General features: G+C 41.4%; 21 protein-coding genes, 2 tRNA genes, 1 rRNA gene and 1 riboswitch. Of the genes, 4 read left to right on the forward strand and 20 right to left on the reverse strand.

The genetic code is table 11. The annotated features are described in order from the left end of the window. Nucleotides 1–73: 73 nt before the first annotated feature. The 8 genes from AB3Y88_RS04560 to AB3Y88_RS04595 form a co-directional block, all read right to left on the reverse strand. Nucleotides 74–146: transfer RNA gene (locus AB3Y88_RS04560), tRNA-Ala, on the reverse strand. A gap of 16 nt (nucleotides 147–162) precedes the next feature. After that, a tRNA-Ile gene (locus AB3Y88_RS04565) sits at nucleotides 163–237 on the reverse strand. Nucleotides 238–317: 80 nt separating this feature from the next. After that, nucleotides 318–1878 (reverse strand): 16S ribosomal RNA (locus AB3Y88_RS04570). A 766-nt stretch (nucleotides 1879–2644) separates the two neighbouring features. Then, on the reverse strand, nucleotides 2645–3913 hold the full coding sequence (serS, locus tag AB3Y88_RS04575; RefSeq protein ID WP_228890023.1) for a serine--tRNA ligase: 1269 nt from the start codon (nucleotides 3911–3913) through the stop codon (nucleotides 2645–2647). A 300-nt stretch (nucleotides 3914–4213) separates the two neighbouring features. Then, entirely contained in the window at nucleotides 4214–5677 is a 1464-nt protein-coding gene (locus AB3Y88_RS04580; RefSeq protein ID WP_228890025.1) for an amino acid permease, read from the reverse strand. Between the two features lie 142 nt (nucleotides 5678–5819). Then, nucleotides 5820–5994, reverse strand: a riboswitch (Lysine riboswitch). A gap of 66 nt (nucleotides 5995–6060) precedes the next feature. Further along, nucleotides 6061–7743, reverse strand: coding sequence for an acetolactate synthase AlsS (gene alsS, locus AB3Y88_RS04585; RefSeq protein WP_261909646.1), 1683 nt, complete (start codon nucleotides 7741–7743; stop codon nucleotides 6061–6063). Nucleotides 7744–7969: 226 nt separating this feature from the next. After that, entirely contained in the window at nucleotides 7970–8485 is a 516-nt protein-coding gene (locus tag AB3Y88_RS04590; RefSeq protein WP_056961705.1) for a GNAT family N-acetyltransferase, read from the reverse strand. A 50-nt stretch (nucleotides 8486–8535) separates the two neighbouring features. Then, the gene (locus AB3Y88_RS04595) at nucleotides 8536–9414 is read right to left on the reverse strand and encodes a LysR family transcriptional regulator (protein ID WP_228890027.1); all 879 of its coding nucleotides are present in this window, start codon (nucleotides 9412–9414) and stop codon (nucleotides 8536–8538) included. Between the two features lie 140 nt (nucleotides 9415–9554). Here AB3Y88_RS04595 and AB3Y88_RS04600 point away from each other — a divergent pair, with 140 nt between their 5' ends. The 4 genes from AB3Y88_RS04600 (at nucleotide 9555) to AB3Y88_RS04615 (ending at nucleotide 12457) form a co-directional block, all read left to right on the forward strand. Beyond that, on the forward strand, nucleotides 9555–10397 hold the full coding sequence (locus tag AB3Y88_RS04600) for a sulfite exporter TauE/SafE family protein (RefSeq protein ID WP_054757716.1): 843 nt from the start codon (nucleotides 9555–9557) through the stop codon (nucleotides 10395–10397). A gap of 1 nt (nucleotide 10398) precedes the next feature. Continuing rightward, complete coding sequence (locus AB3Y88_RS04605; protein WP_054757715.1) at nucleotides 10399–10773, forward strand: DUF1634 domain-containing protein; 375 nt, start codon at nucleotides 10399–10401, stop codon at nucleotides 10771–10773. A gap of 42 nt (nucleotides 10774–10815) precedes the next feature. Beyond that, nucleotides 10816–11871, forward strand: a complete 1056-nt coding sequence (locus tag AB3Y88_RS04610; protein ID WP_228890030.1) for an LCP family protein — start codon at nucleotides 10816–10818, stop codon at nucleotides 11869–11871. A gap of 316 nt (nucleotides 11872–12187) precedes the next feature. Beyond that, on the forward strand, nucleotides 12188–12457 hold the full coding sequence (locus tag AB3Y88_RS04615; protein WP_054757714.1) for a hypothetical protein: 270 nt from the start codon (nucleotides 12188–12190) through the stop codon (nucleotides 12455–12457). A gap of 145 nt (nucleotides 12458–12602) precedes the next feature. Here AB3Y88_RS04615 and AB3Y88_RS04620 read toward each other — a convergent pair whose 3' ends face one another. The 12 genes from AB3Y88_RS04620 to AB3Y88_RS04675 form a co-directional block, all read right to left on the reverse strand. Beyond that, a complete protein-coding gene (locus AB3Y88_RS04620; protein WP_056961711.1) occupies nucleotides 12603–13259 on the reverse strand; it encodes an ATP-binding cassette domain-containing protein in 657 nt (218 codons plus the stop codon). Between the two features lie 11 nt (nucleotides 13260–13270). Continuing rightward, complete coding sequence (locus AB3Y88_RS04625) at nucleotides 13271–14683, reverse strand: ABC transporter permease (protein ID WP_228890032.1); 1413 nt, start codon at nucleotides 14681–14683, stop codon at nucleotides 13271–13273. A 202-nt stretch (nucleotides 14684–14885) separates the two neighbouring features. Next, nucleotides 14886–15326, reverse strand: a complete 441-nt coding sequence (locus tag AB3Y88_RS04630) for a threonine/serine exporter family protein (protein WP_056961715.1) — start codon at nucleotides 15324–15326, stop codon at nucleotides 14886–14888. A gap of 14 nt (nucleotides 15327–15340) precedes the next feature. After that, complete coding sequence (locus tag AB3Y88_RS04635; protein WP_054757711.1) at nucleotides 15341–16084, reverse strand: threonine/serine exporter family protein; 744 nt, start codon at nucleotides 16082–16084, stop codon at nucleotides 15341–15343. Nucleotides 16085–16152: 68 nt separating this feature from the next. Next, nucleotides 16153–17328, reverse strand: coding sequence for an MFS transporter (locus tag AB3Y88_RS04640; RefSeq protein ID WP_056961717.1), 1176 nt, complete (start codon nucleotides 17326–17328; stop codon nucleotides 16153–16155). 65 nt (nucleotides 17329–17393) lie between these two features. Continuing rightward, a complete protein-coding gene (locus AB3Y88_RS04645) occupies nucleotides 17394–17594 on the reverse strand; it encodes a cold-shock protein (RefSeq protein WP_054757709.1) in 201 nt (66 codons plus the stop codon). Between the two features lie 165 nt (nucleotides 17595–17759). Beyond that, nucleotides 17760–18407, reverse strand: a complete 648-nt coding sequence (locus AB3Y88_RS04650; RefSeq protein ID WP_056961719.1) for a metal-dependent transcriptional regulator — start codon at nucleotides 18405–18407, stop codon at nucleotides 17760–17762. Nucleotides 18408–18516: 109 nt separating this feature from the next. Further along, on the reverse strand, nucleotides 18517–19428 hold the full coding sequence (locus AB3Y88_RS04655; RefSeq protein ID WP_054757708.1) for an RluA family pseudouridine synthase: 912 nt from the start codon (nucleotides 19426–19428) through the stop codon (nucleotides 18517–18519). 33 nt (nucleotides 19429–19461) lie between these two features. After that, a complete protein-coding gene (locus tag AB3Y88_RS04660; protein ID WP_228890035.1) occupies nucleotides 19462–20328 on the reverse strand; it encodes a hypothetical protein in 867 nt (288 codons plus the stop codon). 69 nt (nucleotides 20329–20397) lie between these two features. Then, nucleotides 20398–21186, reverse strand: coding sequence for a hypothetical protein (locus tag AB3Y88_RS04665; protein ID WP_056961723.1), 789 nt, complete (start codon nucleotides 21184–21186; stop codon nucleotides 20398–20400). Then, nucleotides 21187–22050, reverse strand: a complete 864-nt coding sequence (locus tag AB3Y88_RS04670; RefSeq protein WP_056961725.1) for an ABC transporter ATP-binding protein — start codon at nucleotides 22048–22050, stop codon at nucleotides 21187–21189. A 3-nt stretch (nucleotides 22051–22053) separates the two neighbouring features. Next, the gene (locus AB3Y88_RS04675; protein WP_056961727.1) at nucleotides 22054–22416 is read right to left on the reverse strand and encodes a GntR family transcriptional regulator; all 363 of its coding nucleotides are present in this window, start codon (nucleotides 22414–22416) and stop codon (nucleotides 22054–22056) included. Nucleotides 22417–22460: the final 44 nt, after the last annotated feature.

Genomic DNA, 22460 nt, shown 5'->3' on the forward strand with positions numbered 1-22460 from the left:
TTTGTTAATTTAAATCAGAAAAAATATTATCTAGTTTTCAAAGAACAAGTTATAGCAACCATATAGTTGCTAATGGAGCCTAACGGGATCGAACCGTTGACCTCCTGCGTGCAAAGCAGGCGCTCTCCCAGCTGAGCTAAGGCCCCGAAATCATAAAAAGGATGGGCCTAAATGGACTTGAACCATCGACCTCACGCTTATCAGGCGTGCGCTCTAAACCAGCTGAGCTATAGGCCCATAACATCCTTAAATGAGAGTAAACCTCTCAAAACTAAACAAAGTTTCGACGAATGTGCAGTTTCCGTAATTATCCTTAGAAAGGAGGTGATCCAGCCGCAGGTTCTCCTACGGCTACCTTGTTACGACTTCACCCCAATCATCTGTCCCACCTTAGACGGCTGGCTCCTAAAAGGTTACCGCACCGGCTTTGGGTGTTACAAACTCTCATGGTGTGACGGGCGGTGTGTACAAGGCCCGGGAACGTATTCACCGCGGCATGCTGATCCGCGATTACTAGCGATTCCGACTTCATGTAGGCGAGTTGCAGCCTACAATCCGAACTGAGAACGGTTTTAAGAGATTAGCTAAACCTCGCGGTCTTGCGACTCGTTGTACCGTCCATTGTAGCACGTGTGTAGCCCAGGTCATAAGGGGCATGATGATTTGACGTCATCCCCACCTTCCTCCGGTTTGTCACCGGCAGTCTCACTAGAGTGCCCAACTAAATGCTGGCAACTAGTAATAAGGGTTGCGCTCGTTGCGGGACTTAACCCAACATCTCACGACACGAGCTGACGACAACCATGCACCACCTGTCATTTTGTCCCCGAAGGGAACACCTGATCTCTCAGGTTAGCAAAAGATGTCAAGACCTGGTAAGGTTCTTCGCGTTGCTTCGAATTAAACCACATGCTCCACCGCTTGTGCGGGCCCCCGTCAATTCCTTTGAGTTTCAACCTTGCGGTCGTACTCCCCAGGCGGAATGCTTAATGCGTTAGCTGCAGCACTGAAGGGCGGAAACCCTCCAACACTTAGCATTCATCGTTTACAGCGTGGACTACCAGGGTATCTAATCCTGTTTGCTACCCACGCTTTCGAACCTCAGCGTCAGTTACAGACCAGAGAGCCGCTTTCGCCACTGGTGTTCTTCCATATATCTACGCATTTCACCGCTACACATGGAGTTCCACTCTCCTCTTCTGCACTCAAGTCTCCCAGTTTCCAATGCACGACTTCGGTTAAGCCGAAGGCTTTCACATCAGACTTAAAAGACCGCCTGCGTTCCCTTTACGCCCAATAAATCCGGACAACGCTTGCCACCTACGTATTACCGCGGCTGCTGGCACGTAGTTAGCCGTGGCTTTCTGGTTAGATACCGTCACTGCATGAACAGTTACTCTCACACACGTTCTTCTCTAACAACAGAGTTTTACGATCCGAAAACCTTCTTCACTCACGCGGCGTTGCTCCATCAGACTTGCGTCCATTGTGGAAGATTCCCTACTGCTGCCTCCCGTAGGAGTTTGGGCCGTGTCTCAGTCCCAATGTGGCCGATCAACCTCTCAGTTCGGCTACGTATCACTGCCTTGGTAAGCCATTACCTTACCAACTAGCTAATACGCCGCGGGTCCATCCAAAAGTGATAGCCGAAACCATCTTTTAAACAAAAACCAGGCGGTTTTTGTTGTTATGCGGTATTAGCACCTGTTTCCAAGTGTTATCCCCCTCTTTTGGGCAGGTTACCCACGTGTTACTCACCCGTTCGCCACTCAGTTTCTTCGGTGAGTGCAAGCACTCGGTGAAGAAACTGCGTACGACTTGCATGTATTAGGCACGCCGCCAGCGTTCGTCCTGAGCCAGGATCAAACTCTCATTTTAAAAGTTTGTGACTCATTAATTTAATACTAGCGAAATTGACTTCGCAAATGTTTGCTCTTGCACTGCAAGAGCCCTACACATTTGATTTGTCGAAACTTTGTTCAGTTTTCAAAGGTCTACTTGAATTATGTAACACATTTAATTATTATACTATCAATTAAATTAAAAGTCAACATAATTTTAAAACATTTTTTATACATTATCCTTTCCCGCTCTCGCCTCAAATCGACGTTAATGCCTGTTGGAAAGGGATTAACTAACAACTTTCGTCATTAGCAACAATGAATATCATACCAACTATTTGTTGCTCCGTCAATAACTTTTTTTATTTTTTTATGAGCTCAAGCTTTTAAATCCTTATAAACAACCATTCCTACTTTTTTATCCCGTGTATTCTTTGCTTTGCAGCATCCTCCCTGAGCCCTAAAAGCTTTAAACACCAGCCGTTCTCCACAATTATATAGAAATTTTCTGATACGCAGTCTTTCGCCTAGTATTCCACTAACATAAAAAAGGAAGGGGGCTGTGACAAAAGTTAACTTTTGTCACAGCCCCTCTTTTATTCCGGATAAACGTGTTCCATAAGTCAAAATCCTCCGTCTAACTTCGAATTGCTCATAGCAAAGTACTCGCTATGTTCGTAATTTCGAGTTAGCACTCAAAGTTGCCCGACTTATGTCACACTCTCTTCCTTAATCTCCTGTGATTCAATTTTTCAGATGCTAAGCCAGTTTGCTGCACTTGCTTAAACTAAACATCCAATCATCTATTTAATCAAAGTTACCCCACCCATATAAGGTCTTAAAGCTTCAGGAACTGTGACTGTCCCATCTTCATTTTGATAATTCTCAAGAATTGCAGCCACTGTTCTACCAACTGCCAAGCCTGACCCGTTAAGAGTATGGACAAAATTAAGTTTGCCATTTTCATCCCTGTACTGGATATGAGCTCTCCTAGCTTGAAAGTTTTCACAATTTGAACAACTCGAAATTTCGCGGTACGTGTTTTGCGCTGGAATCCACACTTCCAAATCATGTGTCATCGCGGCAGAGAAGCCCATATCACCAGTTGAGAGTGTAATAATGTGATATGGCAAGCCCAATTTTTCAAGAATATCTCCAGCATCTTTGGTCATTTTTTCCAATTCCGAATAAGAGTCTTCAGGTTTAGTGTACTTAACCATCTCAACTTTATTAAACTGATGCATTCTGATCAAGCCTCGCGTATCACGCCCTGCACTCCCAGCTTCCGATCTAAACGAAGGTGAAAGCGCAGTAAAGTAAACTGGTAATTTTTCAGTTGGAATAATTTCATCCCGATAGTAATTGGTTAAAGGCACTTCTGCAGTTGGAATTAATGTCAAATCCTGATCTTCAATTTGGAAAACACCTTCTTTGAACTTAGGAAACTGTCCAGTCCCATACATGGAATCTCCATTTACCAAATATGGTGGAATAACTTCTGTATAGCCCTCTTTAGCATGTTCATCCAGCATAAAGTTATAGACGGCACGCTCTAACTTCGCACCTAAACCTACATAATAGACAAACCTGCTGCCGGATACCTTTGCCCCACGTTCAAAATCCAAAATTCCCAGTTGTTCACCAATTGTCCAATGTGGTTGTGGTTTAAAATCAAACTTAGTTGGCTCTCCCACGACCTTAATTTCAACATTAGCACTCTCATCCGGTCCAACTGGAATTGTAGGATTAGGCAAATTTGGCAACCGCGCAGCGATCTTTTGAACCTCTTCTTCTACTTGCGCCAGCTTTTCATCTAATTCTTTGATTTGACCGCCGACTGTCCGCATTGCAGCAATCTGTTGGGCAGCATCTTTTTTAGCTCTCTTGGCAGTGGCAATTGCCTGTGAAACTTCATTTCTTTTTTGCTTCAACGACTCGGTTTGGACAACCAATTCACGTCTTTGCTGGTCCCACTCCATCAACTTATCAAGTGTTGCCGGTTTGACACCGCGTGTGGCCAAGCGCTGTTTAACTTCCGCCGTGTTCTGACGAATCATTTTAATATCTAACATTCAGTTTTCCTCCTAAAAAAATAAAAAAGCCTCTTCATCCCAAATATTGGGACGAAAAGACTTTTGTTTCGCGGTACCACCCATGTTCGACAATTCTGTCGCACTCAAGCAAAATAACGGTCTCCCGTGCAGCATTACCTGCCCATACTCCGAACGCTGGAATTTCGACCTCATGGTTTGCACCACCCACCATGTCTCTGACTGTCTACTTATGGCGAACTCTGATGTTTCACGATTATTATGCCATTATTTTAACCTCTTACACCAAAAATAGCAAGTTGGTTTTTTACATATCGCACACTATTCCTTATGAATATCGTGTGGTGTCAAATCAACTTCTTCTAGCGGAATTAGCTTAGTATGATACTTAATCTTATAAAATAAATAGAGAATCACAAACAACGGAATACTCATATAGCTAACCCCGATTGCCTGCCAATCCCAATTTGCAAAAGACTTCAGGTCCTGTCCGACAATTACAAGAATACATAGCACCAAAGATAATAACGGACCAAATGGAAAGAGTTTTGCACGGTACCGTAACTGCGATAACGACTTGCCTTGTTTTTTGAAAGCACGTCTGAAACGATAATGCGCAAAAGCAATCCCAAGCCAAGCAATAAATCCAGTCAATCCACTAGCACTCAACAAGAATGTATAAATGCGATTTCCATAAATACCTGCTAAAAAAGTCAACAGACCGACAAAAGTCGTCCCCAAAAGTGCAAAAACAGGAATCCCGCGGTTATTTAGCAAACCAAAGATACGTGGAGCCTTACCACCCTTTGCCAGCGAATAAAGCATTCTCGTGGATGCATACATTCCCGAATTAGCAGCTGAAATTACTGAAGTCAAAATAACAGCATTCATGACACTGGCTGCTGAGGCAAGCCCTGCACGCCGAAAAACAAGTGTAAATGGACTGATCGCAATATCTTTTGCATCCGAACCTAATAAATTATGGCTAGTATAAGGGATTAAACACGCAATCACAAAAATAGAAAGAATGTAGAACAAAAGGATTCGCCAAAAAACCTGCTTAATTGCCTTAGGAATACTCTTTTCTGGTGTCGCTGATTCCCCCGCAGTAATTCCAATCAATTCAGTCCCTTGAAACGAAAAGCCCGCGACGACAAAAACACTCAAAACAGTCGGAATTCCGCCTACAAATGGAGCCTTGTGATAGACAAAGTTCTCTAAACCAACTGCATGGCCGCCCATAATCCCAAAAATTGTCAAAAATCCAATTACTAAAAAGATAATGACAGTTACGACTTTTATCAAAGACATCCAATACTCAGCTTCTCCAAATGAAAGGACTGAGAAAGCATTGATCATAAAAATCAGCAATAAGGCAGCGGCACTAAAAATCCAAGTCGGCACTCCTGGCAACCAAAATTTCATCACCAATGCCACAGTACTAACATCAACCGCCAATGTAATAGCCCAGTTGAACCAGTAATTCCATCCCATCGCAAAACCCAAAGCTGGATCAACAAAACGTGAAGAATAGGTTGCAAATGATCCGGTCACCGGTAAATAGGTCGCCATCTCACCCAAACTAGTCATCAAGAAATACACCATAATTCCAATTCCAATATACGCAACCAATGCACCACCGGGACCAGCAGTGCTGATGGCGGACCCGCTTGCAACAAATAGTCCGGTGCCAATACTGCCGCCCAATGCAATCATCGAAAGATGACGTGTTTTGAGCGCACGTCTGATGTGGCCCTCAGGCTTAGACTTAGCTGTTGTTTCCATAAAAATCCTCCTTAAAAATAAAGAGGCCTATTGTGTTGCACTTAAGTATCTAAAAACGCAATTAACATCAAAAAGCCCTGCCAGTATATTTACCTACCGGCAGGACTCTTAATAGTCTCTAGCAACTAAAAATACAAAAGTCATACTCGATAGCGCTCCGCGAATTAACGCGACAGTCCCCATTTTATTAGAATGGGGCCCAGCTCAATGCTGTTAAAGCAGCATCTGCTTCGGCGAATTCTCCTTTTACTGTCCTTTAACAATGCTTTACCATCTGAAAACAGTTACTGATAGCTTTCGCGACCTCTCTTCGATAAAACTTATTATACCCTAAACAGTGTTCAAAAAACAAGCTGACTAGCGATCAACTTTTTAACTTAAAGCTAATGTAATTGATCCTCAAGAATTTGTTTTCCAAGTTCCTGATTAAAGCTGTAATCGACTGGAACATCGACTACTACTGGGCCCTTCGTAGCAAAAGCTTCATCTAGAACTTTTTTAAGATCTTTAGCCTTTGAAACACGCAACCCTTTAGCACCAAAACTTTCAGCATACTTGGCAAAATCAACTGGTCCAAATTTAACGCCGGCAGAAGCACCATATTTCATCTCTTCTTGGAATTTAACCATGTCATAGTTGCCATCATTCCAAATAATATGCACAATATTCAAATGCAGCCGGACTGCAGTCTCTAAGTCCTGACTAGAGAATAAGAAACCACCATCTCCAGAAACTGATACAATTTGTGTTTGTGGGCGGAGTAATGCAGCGGCAATCGCCCATGGCAAAGCAACTCCCAAGGTCTGCATCCCATTACTGAAAAGCAAATGACGCGGTGCATAACTTCTAAAGTGACGTGCCATCCAGATATAAAAGCTGCCGACATCTACCGTGACCGTCATCTCATCTTTTACATGCTCTTGCAATTCTTGAATTACACTGAGCGGATGATTAAGGATCTGATCGTCTTTTACTGCTGGAGCTTCGTCTCTTTTTTCAAGTTTGTCATGCAGTTCAGCCAAATACTTGCGTGAAGTCTGTGGGACTTCGTAACCCTTCATGTAAGGTACTAAGAAATCAAGCGTCTGTGCAATATCGCCAACGAGCTCTCTTTCTGGCTGGAAGTTCTTGTCGACTTGAGCCCTAATAGTATCAATTACTACAATATTAGCCTTTCCATCTGAATTCCAGTTACGCGGCTCATATTCAATCGGATCATATCCAATCGCAATCACTAAGTCGCTGCGCTTTAGTAACTGATCTCCAGGTTGGTTGCGGAACAATCCAACTCTTCCAAAGAAATCATCTTCCATCGCACGCGGAATAATTCCTGCACCCTGGAAGGTCTCAACAACTGGCAAATGAGTTTCTTCAATTAGTGTTCGAATTGCCTTGGTCGTTTCAGGTGAAGATGCACGCATTCCCAGTAAAAGAACAGGTAACTGTGCTGCTTTGATTCGCTGGGATAAGAGGGTTGCTTCGATGGGACTAGCCGGTCCGAGCTTAGGCGCTATTAAAGGTTTGATCACCTTGGTTTTGACTTCACTATCAATCACGTCTTGGGGAACTGAAACAAACCCTGCCCCTTGCTTGCCAGCTTCAGCTTCTTGATAAGCATTCGCAATCACTTCGGAGATATTTTCCGGATCTTGCACCTCGGCACTGAATTTGGTAATTGGTGCAAATAAAGCTGCGTTATCCATGCTTTGGTGCGTCAAACGCAGTAGATCTGTGCGCTGGACTTGTCCAGAAATCGCTAGAACTGGATCGCCCTCGGCAGTTGCTGTAACTAGGCCGGTTGCCAAGTTGCTGGCACCTGGGCCCGAAGTTGTGACTACAACTCCTGGTTTACCCGTAATTCGACCAATTCCAGCCGCCATAAAGGCTGCGTTTTGTTCATGACGCGTGAGAATCAATTTAGGTGCTTTAGGATTAACTGGTTTTTCAAGGCGCTCAAAAACCCGGTCAATCTTTGCGCCTGGAATTCCAAAGACATACTTGACATCATGATTAGCAAGGCTGTCAATAATCGCGTCGGCTCCATAATATTTTTTGCTATCTTCCATTATAAAAACTCCTCTTTACTTAAAAAAGTTGTTTCACCAATTGCACTCCGCGGGTACAACAAATACAGTCATTATGATAGCATTGCAAAAATGCAAATACTAGCGTGTTTTTTCATTGTGAATAAAGTAATTAAAGTAAGATGCCTTGCATCCTGCGCTGCCTTTGAAAGCATTCTCAGAAAAAAATTAAATTGTTAAATTCTTAACGTTGCACACAACCTTAAAATCAGCCGGTAAAATCGCGCCGATAAACGCAGGCCCTCTCCTGCTGCGCAAAATTCTTCCAAAAAGGAAGTGTGATCACGTCTTGGCATACAAATCCATTTTTCTCTAAAACGCGAGCTGATGCTGGATTGTCTAAAGCAACAAAAGCTTCAATTGTTTTCACCGTTCCTGGCGGCAAAGTTTTTAGTAATTGCTTCAAAGCTAGTGTCATTATTCCTTGATTCCAATAGTCTTTGTTAAGTGCATACCCCAAAGTCCGAGTAGTTGTGACTGGTTCACCAGCTGCATTACTACCTTCATATAAACAGATATTACCAATTACCTGTTTCTTTTTTTGCTCTTCAATCACCCATGAAAAATCATTGTCCAAAAAATGCATAAAGGAAAGTGCATCTGCTTGGTTGTTAGCACGCTTAAACCCAGCAGCTGCTGCAACTTCTTTTTGCGAACTGTATCTAAACAGCGCGCCAACATCGCTTTGAACTACCCGCCGTAAAAGAATATCCTCGTTGTTCACAGCAAACATCTTCTTTCATTTTTAAAATTGGTAAAGTACATGCTATTTTTTTAATTTTTTTTGGTACACATCTCAGAAGAAAAAGCGGTAATAAAATCCCTTAAAAAGGGCGTCATGAGGTGCTCCTTAGGCCACACAAGTGCCAGTTGCGTTTCCCAGGCGTGGCATGCAACTGGGACAACTTCATGAAGCGTATCGGTGTGCGTTACCGAAGACGGAATAAGCGCAACCCCATACCCACAATCTGCCCAACGTAAAGCAGTTCGTGCGTCATCGCAAGTTACTGCAATTTGAGGAGTAAGACCTGCTCTTAAAAAGGTTTGTTCAAATTGACTGCTAAAGCGCCGGTATGTGATTAATGGCCATTTTACAAGTTCTTGCAGCGTAATTTGCGCTTTTAAATGCGCCTGAAATTCACGTGGAAAAATGGCTGCCATCGGTTCAGACGGAAAATACTGCATCTGCAATCCGGTCCCATTAAAAGGGGTCCGAACAATTGCAATCTCAATCATTTTTTTACGTAGTTTTTCAATTACACCATATGTGTTATCCTCTATAATTTCAAATTTTAATCCAGGATAGTTAAGCTGCAAATTGCGTAGCTTTTGACTAGGTAACAGTTTGACCGAAGATGAGATCGATCCTACAACTATCGTAGCCCCGACACCCTTTTTTGCAGCCTTCAGTTTACTTTGTGCAAGTTGGGTTAGGTCAACAATTTGCAACGCATATTTACGAAACAGTTTTCCTTCTTCAGTCAACTTGATACCGCGTGAAGTTCTTTTAAATAACTCAACACCCAATTCTAATTCCAACTGCTTGATCTGATAACTCAAAGGCGGCTGTGCAATATGTAATCTTTTGGCAGCGGCTGTAATCTGGCCCTCCTCGGCAATCGTGATAAAAAAAGATAATTGTTTTAAATTCAAATGAACTTCCTCCTTACTGCTGTATTCATTAGTTAGTATATAATAATTTGATGAAAGTTATCTGAATTTGGTATTTTTCAGATAGCAGGAAGAGTGGTATTCTTAATGAGCAAATATCCTTCTTTAAAGGGGTTTCTACTATGTCAAATGATATTTTAATTTTATTGTTAATTGGTCTTTTCGCTGGCACTATGGGTGCCATTCTTGGACTTGGCGGTGGCATTATTATTACTCCAATTGTTACGCTTGCCCTTGGGCTTGAGATTAAGTATGCGATTGGTGCAAGCATTATTGCCGTAATTGCTACTAGTTCAGGTGCGACGATCGCTTTTTTAAAAGACGATGTTTTGAATCTGCGGGTTGCAATGTTCCTTGAAATTGCAACAACGATTGGTGCGATTGCCGGTGCAATTTTGACTGGAGTAATTAATTCTGGCTTTCTTTATGTACTGTTCGGTAGTTTGCTAGTTTTTTCAAGCTGGAATATGTTGCGCAAGCTACGTGCTGGGCAAGAGGTCTTGCAGCTCACTCATCCCGATAAAATTGCAACCCGCTTTAAGCTCAATGATAGTTATTATGATAAAAATCTAAAAGCTAAAATAGATTATCAAGTTGAGCATATTCCAACAGGTCTAAGTATCATGTTTGGAGCTGGTTTAGCAAGCGGGATGCTTGGAATTGGTTCAGGAGCTTTCAAAGTTATGGCGCTCGATAATGCCATGAAGATGCCCTTGAAACCTGCCAGTGCAACTAGTAATTTAATGATGGGTGTTACTGCCGCTGCCAGTGCAACAGTCTATTTTTTCAACGGTTCAATCAGACCGGATATTGCTGTCCCACTTGCACTTGGAATCCTAGTTGGTGCAACCATTGGCAGCCGCATTATGCAGTTATTACCTTCAAAAATTATTAGAGCCGTCTTTATCCCAGTGCTCCTTTATTTAGGTTTACAAATGATTCTCAAAGGAACGGGGGTGCTTTAAAATGGAAAAGAAAAAACCAACACTAGCACTTGAGATGAAGGAAATTGAACTGACAATCGGAAAAATAATGCGTGTAGGTGTTGTACTTGCAGCGGTTTTCATGTTGGTTGGAATGGGGCTTTTCTTCATAAATAAAGGGAGCGGATACCCGGGTGCAACCTTTCCAACTACGCTAACATTGATTTTTCAAGGTACGCTTCATTTTAAAGCCTATGCCTATATGATGGCCGGAATCTTTTTTTTAATTCTAACTCCTGTCCTGCGTGTTATCGTCTCAATCTATGCATTCTGGAAAGAAAAAGACTTCCTTTATGTTTATATTACCTCCGCAGTGCTTTTCATTTTAATCATTAGTTACCTCATTGGTCATCACTAAGAATTTTTGTTAGAATAGAAATGTTAAAAGGAGATGTTTGCTGTGGCTACACAAAATGAACCAGAGCAGCTGAATCGGAGTGAACGCGTTCAGCGAAGACATAAACCCACACGGCATCACAAAAAAAAGAAGCGTTTTTTTACTTTTTTGCTTGTAATCCTGTTGCTTATACTCGGTTTTATCTTATTTAGCCTAAACCGTGTATATCAAAGTGCACGTGATGCCTCAAATGCAATTTATAGCCCCAGCAAGATCACTAAAGCCCGCAACCCCCAAGCTCTTCTTAAAGAAGGTCGTCCGATTTCAATCTTGCTGCTTGGGACAGATACCGGTGCATTGGGACGCAACTTTAAAGGACGGACGGATACTATGATCGTCCTAACCCTTAACCCGACAAAGAAAAAAATGACCGTTGTCAGCCTGCCACGGGACGGTTTGGTCGCAGTCAGCGGTTATAAACAGCACTACCCAAGCAAGCTGAATTCTGCCTATGATTATGGTGGCTCTGCAACTGCTGTTAAAACTGTGCAACAGTATCTCAACGTTCCAATTGATTTTTATGCAACGATCAATATGGGGGGACTTGAGAATCTCGTTAATGCGGTTGGCGGAGTGGACCTTAAACCATTATTAACGTTCAGCTATGGCGGATATTCCTTTACTAAGGACCAGCAAACTCATATGAACGGTGCTAAGGCACTCGCATATGTCCGAATGCGCTATACTGATCCACAAGGAGACTACGGACGTCAGCAACGCCAACGTCAGGTATTAACAACAGTAGCCTTTAGCGCAACCAAGCTGCAGATCCTGCTAAGAGACCAGTTTTTCACTGAATTAAAACAACAACTAAAAACCGATCTTTCTTTTAATGATCTAGTTTTGTTAGCACTAAAATATCGTGCGGCAACCCACAACATTGCCTCCGATCATGCCCAAGGCAGCTCAGCCATGATCTCCGCTCAATCCTTTGAAGTTGTCTCAGAGACAGAAAAACAGCGAGTCACTGACCTGTTGCGCTCATCACTTGAGCTCGAAAGTGCTTCTACTGGAAATACCTTAAAGAGCTCCCAGACAATTGACACTACTGCAAAATAACATATGCTTATTAAGTTTTTACCGAAAAAATAGTTTCGCTTTACCTACAACAATTGGCCGAACCCTACTTAAATCAGCAGACTTGAGATTAAAGAACTGATCAAGATAAAAAGCGACTTTCTTCCATCACGAAGAGAGTCGCTTTTTTTGTCTTATGTACATCTATTACCGCGTAAGCTGAGCCTTCGCCTACGGAGCTTAACCGCTGGTAATCGCACTTCTTTCTTAACAATCTGCAAATCTAGAGTTGACAACTGCTAAAAAAGCAGTATATTTATACTAAAGTAAACGCTTACATTGAAGGAGGAATTATTTTATGAACGAAAACAGCTACCGCGCTTGGTTAGAAAAAACGCCGCACACTTATGAGATCGATTTCCAAAAAAGCGTCCTTGTTCCTCAAATCGAAAATTTTCCCGAGGTTCAGCAATTGGGCAACTTAGTTCAGATTCACCACAAGCATTGGTTAATTGAATCTAATATTCCGGAGCTTGACCTTTTCAGTCAATGTTTTATCGGCGTGATGAAAAAGCATCATGTTCCGACCGAAAATTACTATATCAACCAACTACAAAAAAATAGCTAAGATCAGCTTAACACCGATAATGACATTCACCGCACAGTCTAGGAGTTTGGGACAAAAGTCGCAAACTCTTTTTTTGTGTTCGTGTTTTCCAAACAGCTAGTGCTGAAACGTGCCCAAGCAAGCTAAAAAACAGTTGTTACTAAACTTACAGCCATTCAAATTTACGTTGATGCAATTCAACTACAGCATCACATTTTTTGGCGACTTCAACTTTTTTTGTTCCGACAATCACGCACCTTTGCTGCTCATAAGCAGCTGCTTGCAGCAATTCTAGAATGTCTCCGGCACCTTCTTGCCCCACTTGATTTGTCGGCTCATCAGCAACTATAATCTGCGAATCGCAACACATTGTGCGTGCAACGGCAACGCGTTGCTGTTGTTCAAGTGTCAGTTGTGTAACTCTACACTGGGCACTTCGCCTGTCAATACCACTTTGCTCAAGCTGCTGCAGTGCATATCCTTGATCTCCAGCATGATGCGCCTCCGTTATTTCCATTGCTGTCAATAAATTGTCTAAGGCTGACATGTATGAAAAAAGGTTCTCTGTTTGAAAAATCATTGAAACATGTCTTTTTCTATAATTCAACATGCCGATTTTTGCCAATCCTCGACCTTCAAATTCAATTACACCTTTGCTTGGACGCGTGAGTCCTGCTAGCAAGGAGAGAAAGGTTGTTTTCCCAACTCCACTTTTGCCGACTACTGCATAAAGGTGTCCTGCTGTAAATTCAAGATCAACGTGGTCAAATAATTTATTAGCAGCATTTCCATACCAATAGGATAGTTTCTTCGTTCTTAGCATCCTAATCCTCCTTATCTGCTCATAAAGCGGTACGGTTCCAGAAAAAGAATATGTGCTGTACCAATTAAAACCGCTAGCACAATAATTAGGCTTCCAAGTACTATCAACTTACCGTAAGTATTCCAGCTAAGATGAACTGTTAATGTTTTTAACTGTTGATTTTGCCGCAAAATTCCCTGTTGTGTTCCTGTTTGTGCTGAAACCTCCTCGGTCGTAGCATTATTTTCAGCCTGCTGATTCTGGGCAGTTCCAATTGTCAGGCTACTGGCATTCGCTGAATTTTGCTGTATTAGCTGCTTTGAGATTAAGTTTCCAAGTGTTGTACCCCCAGAAACCGCCATCACACTTGCAACTAGCCCGATTAACAATAACTCACTCCCTACTTGCGCCGCAATCTTCATTCTCTTTTCTCCTAATGAGAGTAAAATTCCAATCTCAGCACGTCTTTTGCTCATTATCGCAGCAACTATAATTGTCAAGATAATCGTTCCCAGGCTAACAGAAACCAGCAATAAACCCTTTGCAAAAGTTCTAACATTATTTAAAGGAGTTAACAATGCACGATAAACACTGTCATCTGCCGCCAAGACATATTGGGAAGAATCTAATTGCAAACTAGCCATTTTAACAAACTTCTTTGCCACTACCGCATTTTTTAAACTAAAAGTTACTGAATCCGCCATGCCGTTTGTATTTTTCAACTGATTAACGGTTTCTACTCCAGCATAAATTGTATTACTGGTATTCATCTGTCCCAATGCTAAAGAACTCGCAGGAGCTCCTCCTTGATAAATTCCCACAACCTTTAAGCTAATATTTTTCTGACTACTGCTTTTAATACTAATTTTAGACCCAACTTTTAGTTTGTTCTTCTTAGCAAGTTGCTCTTCAATAATGATGTTACGTGTGCGCCCATCGCTGGCTCTAAGAGCACGTCCTTGTGTTATTTTCGAACCTCCACTCGAAAAAGCAATCAAACTAGTAGTCCTAGTCACACCTAAAAGCGAGAGATTCTCAGTATTTTGTTTACGTCCACTGACATGTGTCGCATTTGCGTCTGCCGTTTCAGTAACTGCAGAAAAAGAGACTGCTTTAACAGTCGTCATACTTGAAACATTGTAACTTTTGACTGCTGTTGCAGCCGCTATTTTTTTAGCAACCGCAATCCTTACAGCAGGCAAAGTTAGTTGTTGCTGTGTTCCCTTAGGCTTGGTAATATTTCTGAATGCCTGTTCGCGATTAGCCGTGAGTGTAACAGTTGCATTTGCACTACTCTTTACGCGCTGAATTGCCTCCTTGGCAGTTTGTTCTAGGATCAGACCGACTAGTATAAATAAGAGGATCATTGAGAGTACTAAAAACAATCCAACACTTCGCCCTTTGTTAATCTTAACATTCAAAAATACGCGTTTCCTAAGACTCATTTTCACACCTTCTGTCCGCTCACTCTTCCGTTCAATCATTACTACTTACAGAGTAAGCAAAAAGTGTGAAAAAAAGTGGGACTTTCCGTGTTAAAAAATACAAATTATTTGTGAACTTATTGCAATTTGATATTGTTGGCACTAATTCAAAATGCAAGATCTTTTCGTGCTTCTAGTTACTAACCAACGCTCTTAATCCAGCTTACTTACCACTTGCGCGAAGGCGAAAATAAGCCCGCGCAACCAATTCAGAGATAAAAAAACCCATTGCAATAGAACCTGCAATCATTGTAACCTGCACTAAATAATCAATTGCACCTAAATCATTACCAGCTGCAAAGCTTCGGACCGCCTTATACGCTTGTCCACCTGGAACAAGTGGAACTAAACTGGGAATATTGAATAAAATCATCGGCATCTTAAGTCTGCGCGCCATCACCATTGAACTAAGTCCGATTACCAAAGCCCCAGTGACATTCGAAAGCATTGTGCCGGCGTGCAGATGCCATGCAAAAAGATAAGCCATCCAGCCTAAAACCCCTACCCAACCACAGGAATTTAATGCGCGGTGCGGAATATTTAAAATGATTCCAAATCCCAAAGTAGCTAAATAACTGCAGCTTACGTGCAATAAAATCACCATTGCTGTCACCTCTTTTACATAAATCGAAAAACAAATGCAATTCCCATTCCAATTGCACATGCACTCAGTAAAGATTCTAATGCCCGTGCCATTCCACTGAGAAAGTGCCCTGCAAAAACATCGCGAACTGCATTAGTGATCGGAACCCCAGGCACAAGCGGCATTACCCCACCAATTGTGATCATATCAATCTGATTTCCAGCTCCCCAACGCACACATAAGACCGCCGTAATGCCAATCAGAAAGGCTCCTAAAAATTCGCTAACAAAACGTACCTGCAAACGATTATTAATAAAATAATAACAGCTGTACCCGAAACCGCCTGCTAAGGCAGTTGCGAACATATCCTGCCAAGCGCCACCATACATTAACATTAAAGTCACACTGATTACTGTTGCTGCGACAAGCTGCAACCAAAACGAGAAAAAAGGGGAGGTCACATTTAATTTAATTAAACTATCTCTAAATTCCTGCAATGAAATTTGGCCCTTTTGAAACGCGCGTGACTGCTGATTGACTGACGAAACTTTTTCAAGATCAATGGTTCTTTTTTGAATCGGCTCAACTTGTGACGCCCTTTTTTCAGGAAGAGACATTAATATTCCAGTTGTCGTTTCGAAAATTTTAGGATCTTTAATTCCGGCATTTCGTGCTATTCTTGTCATCGTATCATCTACTCGTGCCATATCTGCACCATTTTCAATCATTATTTTCCCTGCCAATAACACAGTTTCAATAATTTGATCATCGCGTTCCATCACTCACCCAGCCTCCTGCTCTTTTGAGGCAAATTATCTAACAAAAAAATGTTAAATGCAATTTCTTTTTAAATTTTTTTAAACCACGTAATAATCATACTCAGTACCCCAGCAATCACTATCAAAAATGTTAACCCCTCAAATAACACCTCATACGAAGCAAATTCAATTACTACTCCACCAAGTAACGGACCAATTGCATGACCTAACGAAGCAGAGATGCTCACAAACCCTTGATATTTTCCTTTTTCCGCCTCACTGCTTAGACTAGCCACCAGTGCAGGAATTGTTGGAAATGCAATTACCTCCCCAAGGGTGACAATTACCATTGAAAGAATAAAGTGGGGATAATCCTTCGCAAAAATCAAGGAACCAAAACCAAGTATAAACAGCAAAAAACCACCGTAAACTTTGTGATACCCATTAATCTCAAAATGAAGTTCCAAATAATTAATTAGCGGTTGCCCAATCACAATAATAATGCCATTGATTGTCCATAAGTAGCTATATTTATTGAGGCCAATTCCTAACGACTGCATATAAACTGCCAAATTTGATTGCCATTGACTATACCCAAGTTCTATCATTAAATACGCAAGTAACAATCCACAGACAATCCAAACAGCAAAGACCGGCGTTTTTTTCGGCAAAAGCGGATCAGTTGCAGCGGTCTTTTCAGGTACTGCTACCTTGCGTGGAACTCGGTAGTGGCGCTGAGCAATTAACCAGAAAAATACAAACAAAATAAAGGTCACTACAAAAACATAGCGAATATTGTATTTAACAACGAAACCCACAATAAAGGTGCCTAGCACAACCCCACAGTTAGCGGCAAAATACATCATATTGAAAACATACGCAGCATCATGATGTTTAATAGTAGTTGCTAATGCATTAATAATTGTATTTGCAATTGCTCCACCAAAACCATTTACAAGCAGCAGCAGCGGATAAAGCGGCCAGCCATTAAAGAAAATCAGCAAAAACATTGAAATTAGCGAAGCTCCAATTGATCCCAGTAGCCATGGACGATAATTGAAATGATCATAAATATATCCTCCCAAGTAACTCCCGCCAATCATCAACACTGATTCAACAAATAAGACAATGCCTGCTAATGTTAGTGTCTGATGCAAATAATCGTGCATATAAACTGTTGTCAACGGCCAAATAAAACTAGTTCCAGTACTCGCAATCAGGCTTCCCAGCAGCAGCCAGCTTAATTTAAGTCTCTTTTGTGTCATCTTCTTTCCCCCAACAAAAAAACCGGAGCAAGGCTTCCGCCCTGTTCCGGTTTCTTATGACTTAATTAGTCTTTATTAACGTTAACAGCTTGTGGGCCGCGGTCGCTTTCTTCTACATCAAAAGTTACGTGTTGGCCTTCGTCTAAAGTCTTGAAGCCGTCACCTTGGATAGCTGAGAAATGTACGAATACATCGCTGCCATCTTCACGAGTAATGAAACCAAAACCCTTGTCTGCATTAAACCACTTAACTGTACCTTGTTCCATAAATAAAATCCTCCTTGTGCCTAATCTGGCACTATTTTGAAATAGTTGTAATTCTTGATCGGCACAAATGGGGAAAGTTATTTGAAACAATCTAACCACGGTAACCTATACAAAAATACAACTCATAGTATAGCATGCTTATTATAAAAAAGATAGTGTTTTCAACTATTTCACAAAAATATAATGAGCTGCTTTAAAACTAACGCTTGTTTCTTGTCCAGTCCGTGCCACTTTAATTTTAACAGGACCTTCAAAAGGAGCATGCCCTAAAATGAGTAACTTGTCACCCAACTGAAGTTCGATGTCATCAAGATAAAGTAGCAAGTCATGATTATCAATAAAACGGTCAACGATGACTTCCTGACCATCTTGCGCATCTGCCAGAACTTGGTGACTGTCCTCTTGATAATTTCCAGACTTGTCAGGAATTACCCCACCGTGTGGACAATGGGTTGGATGTCCTAAAAAGACCTCAAGATGATCCATCAAATTCTGACTTGTAATATGCTCTAACACCTCGGCATCAGTATGCACATCCTGTAACTTATATCCTAGTGCAGACACTAAGAACGTCTCCCACAGGCGATGCCGCCTCACCAATTCTTCAGCAACCTGGATTCCTTCATGGGTTAGAGAAATTCCAGCATATGGGGTGTGTTCGGCCAACCCATCTTTTACTAATTTGCTAACCATCTCAGTTACAGAACCTGCAGCCACGTTCAAGCTTAAAGAAATCTGCTTGTTGGTAACCTTCTTCTGGGTTCCGCCTAATTCAAAAATTATTTTTAAGTAATCTTCCTTTTTTGGAGTCAAGTTTTTCACCTCACTTGCCCGGTTCACTTTTAGTATAACAACTGCTTAGAAAACAATGTCTAATCTATATTATACCAAAAAAACAATTTAGGCAGTAAAAAAACACTATTTATTCTCTTTGACTAGTTAGTATGTCGAGTCCCAAATGTGAACACAAAGCCTGCATATCATCCGGTAAAGCCGCAGTGCAAGCATTTTTTTGCAATGTAAATGGATCAAGATAGCTGAGCTTAAAAGCGTGCAACGCCTGCCGCGTAATTCCCTTGTTCAAGTCTCCTCCATAAAGTTCATCACCTAAAAGCGGACAGCCAATTGCACTAAAGTGGACTCGAATTTGATGCGTTCTTCCAGTATGGAGCTTAACCTCAACTAAAGTTGTTCCAGAAGACTCATCAAGCACCCAATACTCGGTTTTTGCAAATTGTCCTGCAGCAGTCACTTCCCGCTTGATTTGCTTATCCTGACGTCCAATACAGGCTTCAATCAGCCCATGTTGCTGTGGCAACCGACCGCTTATGACTGCCAAGTATCTTTTTTGAAGCTGTTGTTTTTCGGTTTGTTTACCTATTAAGCCTTGTGCCAGTCTGTTTTTGGCAACTAAGACAATTCCACTTGTATCACGATCCAAGCGTGTGATGATGTGCGGTACAAGATCTTGCGCTCCCTGAGCCATTAAGTATCCCTTAATTCGGTTAACCAAGGTAGACTTACGATTACTTGGTCCTGGAACGCTGGTAATCCCGGCTGGTTTATCAACCACGAGCCAATTTTGATCTTCAAATAAGATTTTTAATGCTCCAACCGCTGGTAAAATAGCAGGGTTATTTTCAGGTATTAAGCCCAAAGTTACATGTTCAGCGATTGCCACCTTTTGAGTCAGGTTACTTTTCTTTCCCTCTAGCCAAACTTCACCTTCTCCACGTTTGACACGTGAAAGAATGCGGTGACTAACACCTTTGACGGTTAACAATTTTTTAATTGTGACTTCTGCTTTAAGATCGTTTATCCACGTATACTTCATTATTTACACTCTCAAAATTTCTTTTTAACTACCTTATTTTTTTCTAAAAAATCCTAGCACAAGCCCTAAGATACCGCAGCCGCTCAGCCAAACTCCTGAAACCTGCATCTGATTAAAAGCTTTCTCCAAAAGAGTCGCAACTAAGCCGCTTGCCTGTTGTGCTTGTGCAGAGACTGTCGTAATTATCCCAGAATTCCCGATTAGAAAAGCAGCCACCAAAAGCAGTAATCCACTCACTAAAGCTGCTAATCCAAGATAATGTAACCATCTCAAAAAACTGCGTTCATGAAATAACTGGAGTAGCAATAATACTATGCCTAAAATCAGGCTTCCAAACAAAAGACCACGATTAAGCTTAACAGCCGTACTTAGAGTCGTCGCCAAACGTGGTGCTGACGTTGCTGAAACTTTTTTATTCAGATATTCACCCAGTCCATCAAGGAAAGTATTTTGGGCTGACTGATAAAGTGCATTGCTGGTTGGAATTCCAACTTTTTGAGCTTTTTGTGCAATGTTTTCCCCAATTTGCTGTTTGACAGTAGTCGTCTCAATCAATTGCTGTTTGCCTGCATAGACATTGCGCGTTAAAGCCGCCAGATCGGTTTTTACCTGGGCTTTAGTCAGCAAATTCTGTGTCACTGCAGTTGGAATATTATTTTCAGCTGCCAAAGCAGCCACGACTTGATTCAAGGTCGTGGTTGCTTCGTTCACATAAACCGGTTTTGTAATTTCTGCCACCGCTACATCTGCTTTGAAAACTGTTTTATTAAGCGAAAATGTACCTACAAATATTAATAATACCAGCCCAAGGAAAAATGCCAGCCATCTACTCAGCCCAGCTCCTGGAACTCTTCTTTGCTGCAAAGAACTTCTGCGTAACCCTTCATTTCCCCTGTTCATTCTTCCACCCCTTAAATTAACCAATTCACACCATCAGTATAACCCGGGGGACGGACAGCAACAAGCGGATCATTCACTCTTGAGCTTGAAGTGTGCGATTACTATCCGGCTGCCATAACAAAAAACAATTCCTGCCAAAAGAATTACAATAAACGGTACCGTAGGGTCGAAAGAGCCTAGAGTTGCATTTCTACTAGCATCTCCCACTAAAAAATAAATTAATTTAAGTATCGAACGCGCTAAGCCAGTAAATGAATCCTGACTAGCTGAACTAGCAATGAATGACACTCCAACTACATTCAAAGTTGCAAGCGCAACAAAGATCAAAACCCGTTGTTTCCTAGTAAAAAGCGTGAAGATACTACCTACAAAAATCCCGCCAAGTGCAACAACATACGCTGCTAAAATAATAAATGCAAGTGCGGCTAAAATATTTAAAAGCGGATTGGCAAAAAATTTGCCATACATTTCCATATAAATAGAACTTCTGTTCCATGAATCTTGAAAGGGTACAAGCAATGTGAATAAAATTCCAACAATCTGACCTAAAGTACTAATTCCAAAGTAAGCCAGCAAACGTGCTTTCCAATAGGTTTTTCGTGAAATTCCATTTTGATTTAAGAGCTTAAAATCTCGATATCCAAACAGCGCTAATAATGAAATCAAGAAAAAGAGCATTTGGCCAACATGAGTATTGCGGAGCAGACCTTTAAGATCAAGCGGATTGCTGTTTATTAACGAAATTGCAGCAGGAACAAGCACAAAACCCACTATCATCCAAAATATAATATAAAGTAACTGCACTAAGGCGCGTTTGAAAAGATAGATCGTCACACTCCGTTCTTTAGCCGTCAGCATTTACTTTTCCCCCTTTTCATTGGTTAAATTGATAAATAATTTCTGCAGGTCCAGATGTTCTAATGAAACAGTGTCCGGCAAGTGGCGTTCATCATCTACTCCGCCAAAAACGTAATTACCATAAATATTCCCCAAAGATTCATGACCAATCACATTTAACCCAGCTGAATATTTGCAGACATCTTCCTTAGGCCCCGCAATTAAATACGCTTTAGCCAACACATCTTCAACTTCACCAGCTACTAAAATCTGCCCATTTTTAATAATAAAAACTCGTTCTAAAAGATTAGCGAATTCACCAATTAAGTGCGTTGAAACAATGAATGTCCGGTGTGTCTGCGCGTAATTTTCCATCAATTCACGATAAAACAACTCACGGTGATTTGCATCCAATCCCAGATCCGGTTCGTCCAAAAAAACGTAACGTGCTGGCACACAAAGAGCTACAATCAATTTAAAAATGCTACGATAGCCCGTAGATAATTTACCAAATTTTTGATTGAGATCTAACGAAAATTCAGCTGCCAGTTTGTTAGCATAAGTATAATCAAAACTGCCATAGAGCAATTCAGTCGTTTTTAATAATTTTTTTAAGCGCTCTCCTTCGGGGTAAAGATTGCGCTCACTCATTAAGTAAATTTGTTCAAGCGCACTGTCATCATCACAGACTGTTTTCCCGTCAAGCGTTACCGTACCTGCAGTTGGAAAGATCCGGGCAGCGATAATATTCAACAATGTACTCTTTCCTGCACCATTTCTGCCCAAAAGCCCATAGATTTTTCCGGGAACAAATTCTAAATTTATCCCACGTAGGACTTCATGTTTACCAAAACGCTTTTTAATATTTTTGACTTCAATTCCCATCAGTTAAAACCCCCGTTTAATTAAATCTACAAGTTCTCCCTCAGAGATTTGCAATCCCTTTGCTTCTTTAATGAGTTGAATAACCTTATCCTGATAAAAAGCTTTGCGCCGTCTATCAACTATTACAGCATGTGCACCTTCCGCAACAAACATGCCAATCCCCCTCTTCTTAACAATCAATCCCGCTTCTACCAATCGATTCATTCCTTTTAAAACTGTAGCTGGATTGATGTGGAAATCTCTTGAAATCTCTGTCGTCGAAGGAACTTGAGCCCCTTCATGATAACTTCCCGTGAAAATAGCTTCTTCTATTTGCTGTGCAACCTGCAAATAGATTGGTTCTGCACTGTTAAAGTTAAAATACACTCTTTTCACCTCATCATCTGTCACAAGTGCGCAATCCTATTATT

It is taken from the genome of Liquorilactobacillus satsumensis (assembly GCF_964065465.1).
Lineage (GTDB): Bacteria > Bacillota > Bacilli > Lactobacillales > Lactobacillaceae > Liquorilactobacillus > Liquorilactobacillus satsumensis.

Coding starts and splice junctions, on each gene's coding strand:
- serS (WP_228890023.1), bottom strand. CDS start 3,913: ATGTTAGATATTAAAATGATTCGTCAGAACACGGCGGAAGTTAAACAG.
- AB3Y88_RS04580 (WP_228890025.1), bottom strand. CDS start 5,677: ATGGAAACAACAGCTAAGTCTAAGCCTGAGGGCCACATCAGACGTGCG.
- alsS (WP_261909646.1), bottom strand. CDS start 7,743: ATGGAAGATAGCAAAAAATATTATGGAGCCGACGCGATTATTGACAGC.
- AB3Y88_RS04600 (WP_054757716.1), top strand. CDS start 9,555: ATGTCAAATGATATTTTAATTTTATTGTTAATTGGTCTTTTCGCTGGC.
- AB3Y88_RS04605 (WP_054757715.1), top strand. CDS start 10,399: ATGGAAAAGAAAAAACCAACACTAGCACTTGAGATGAAGGAAATTGAA.
- AB3Y88_RS04615 (WP_054757714.1), top strand. CDS start 12,188: ATGAACGAAAACAGCTACCGCGCTTGGTTAGAAAAAACGCCGCACACT.
- AB3Y88_RS04620 (WP_056961711.1), bottom strand. CDS start 13,259: ATGCTAAGAACGAAGAAACTATCCTATTGGTATGGAAATGCTGCTAAT.
- AB3Y88_RS04625 (WP_228890032.1), bottom strand. CDS start 14,683: ATGAGTCTTAGGAAACGCGTATTTTTGAATGTTAAGATTAACAAAGGG.
- AB3Y88_RS04630 (WP_056961715.1), bottom strand. CDS start 15,326: ATGGTGATTTTATTGCACGTAAGCTGCAGTTATTTAGCTACTTTGGGA.
- AB3Y88_RS04635 (WP_054757711.1), bottom strand. CDS start 16,084: ATGGAACGCGATGATCAAATTATTGAAACTGTGTTATTGGCAGGGAAA.
- AB3Y88_RS04640 (WP_056961717.1), bottom strand. CDS start 17,328: ATGACACAAAAGAGACTTAAATTAAGCTGGCTGCTGCTGGGAAGCCTG.
- AB3Y88_RS04645 (WP_054757709.1), bottom strand. CDS start 17,594: ATGGAACAAGGTACAGTTAAGTGGTTTAATGCAGACAAGGGTTTTGGT.
- AB3Y88_RS04655 (WP_054757708.1), bottom strand. CDS start 19,428: ATGAAGTATACGTGGATAAACGATCTTAAAGCAGAAGTCACAATTAAA.
- AB3Y88_RS04660 (WP_228890035.1), bottom strand. CDS start 20,328: ATGAACAGGGGAAATGAAGGGTTACGCAGAAGTTCTTTGCAGCAAAGA.
- AB3Y88_RS04665 (WP_056961723.1), bottom strand. CDS start 21,186: ATGCTGACGGCTAAAGAACGGAGTGTGACGATCTATCTTTTCAAACGC.
- AB3Y88_RS04670 (WP_056961725.1), bottom strand. CDS start 22,050: ATGGGAATTGAAGTCAAAAATATTAAAAAGCGTTTTGGTAAACATGAA.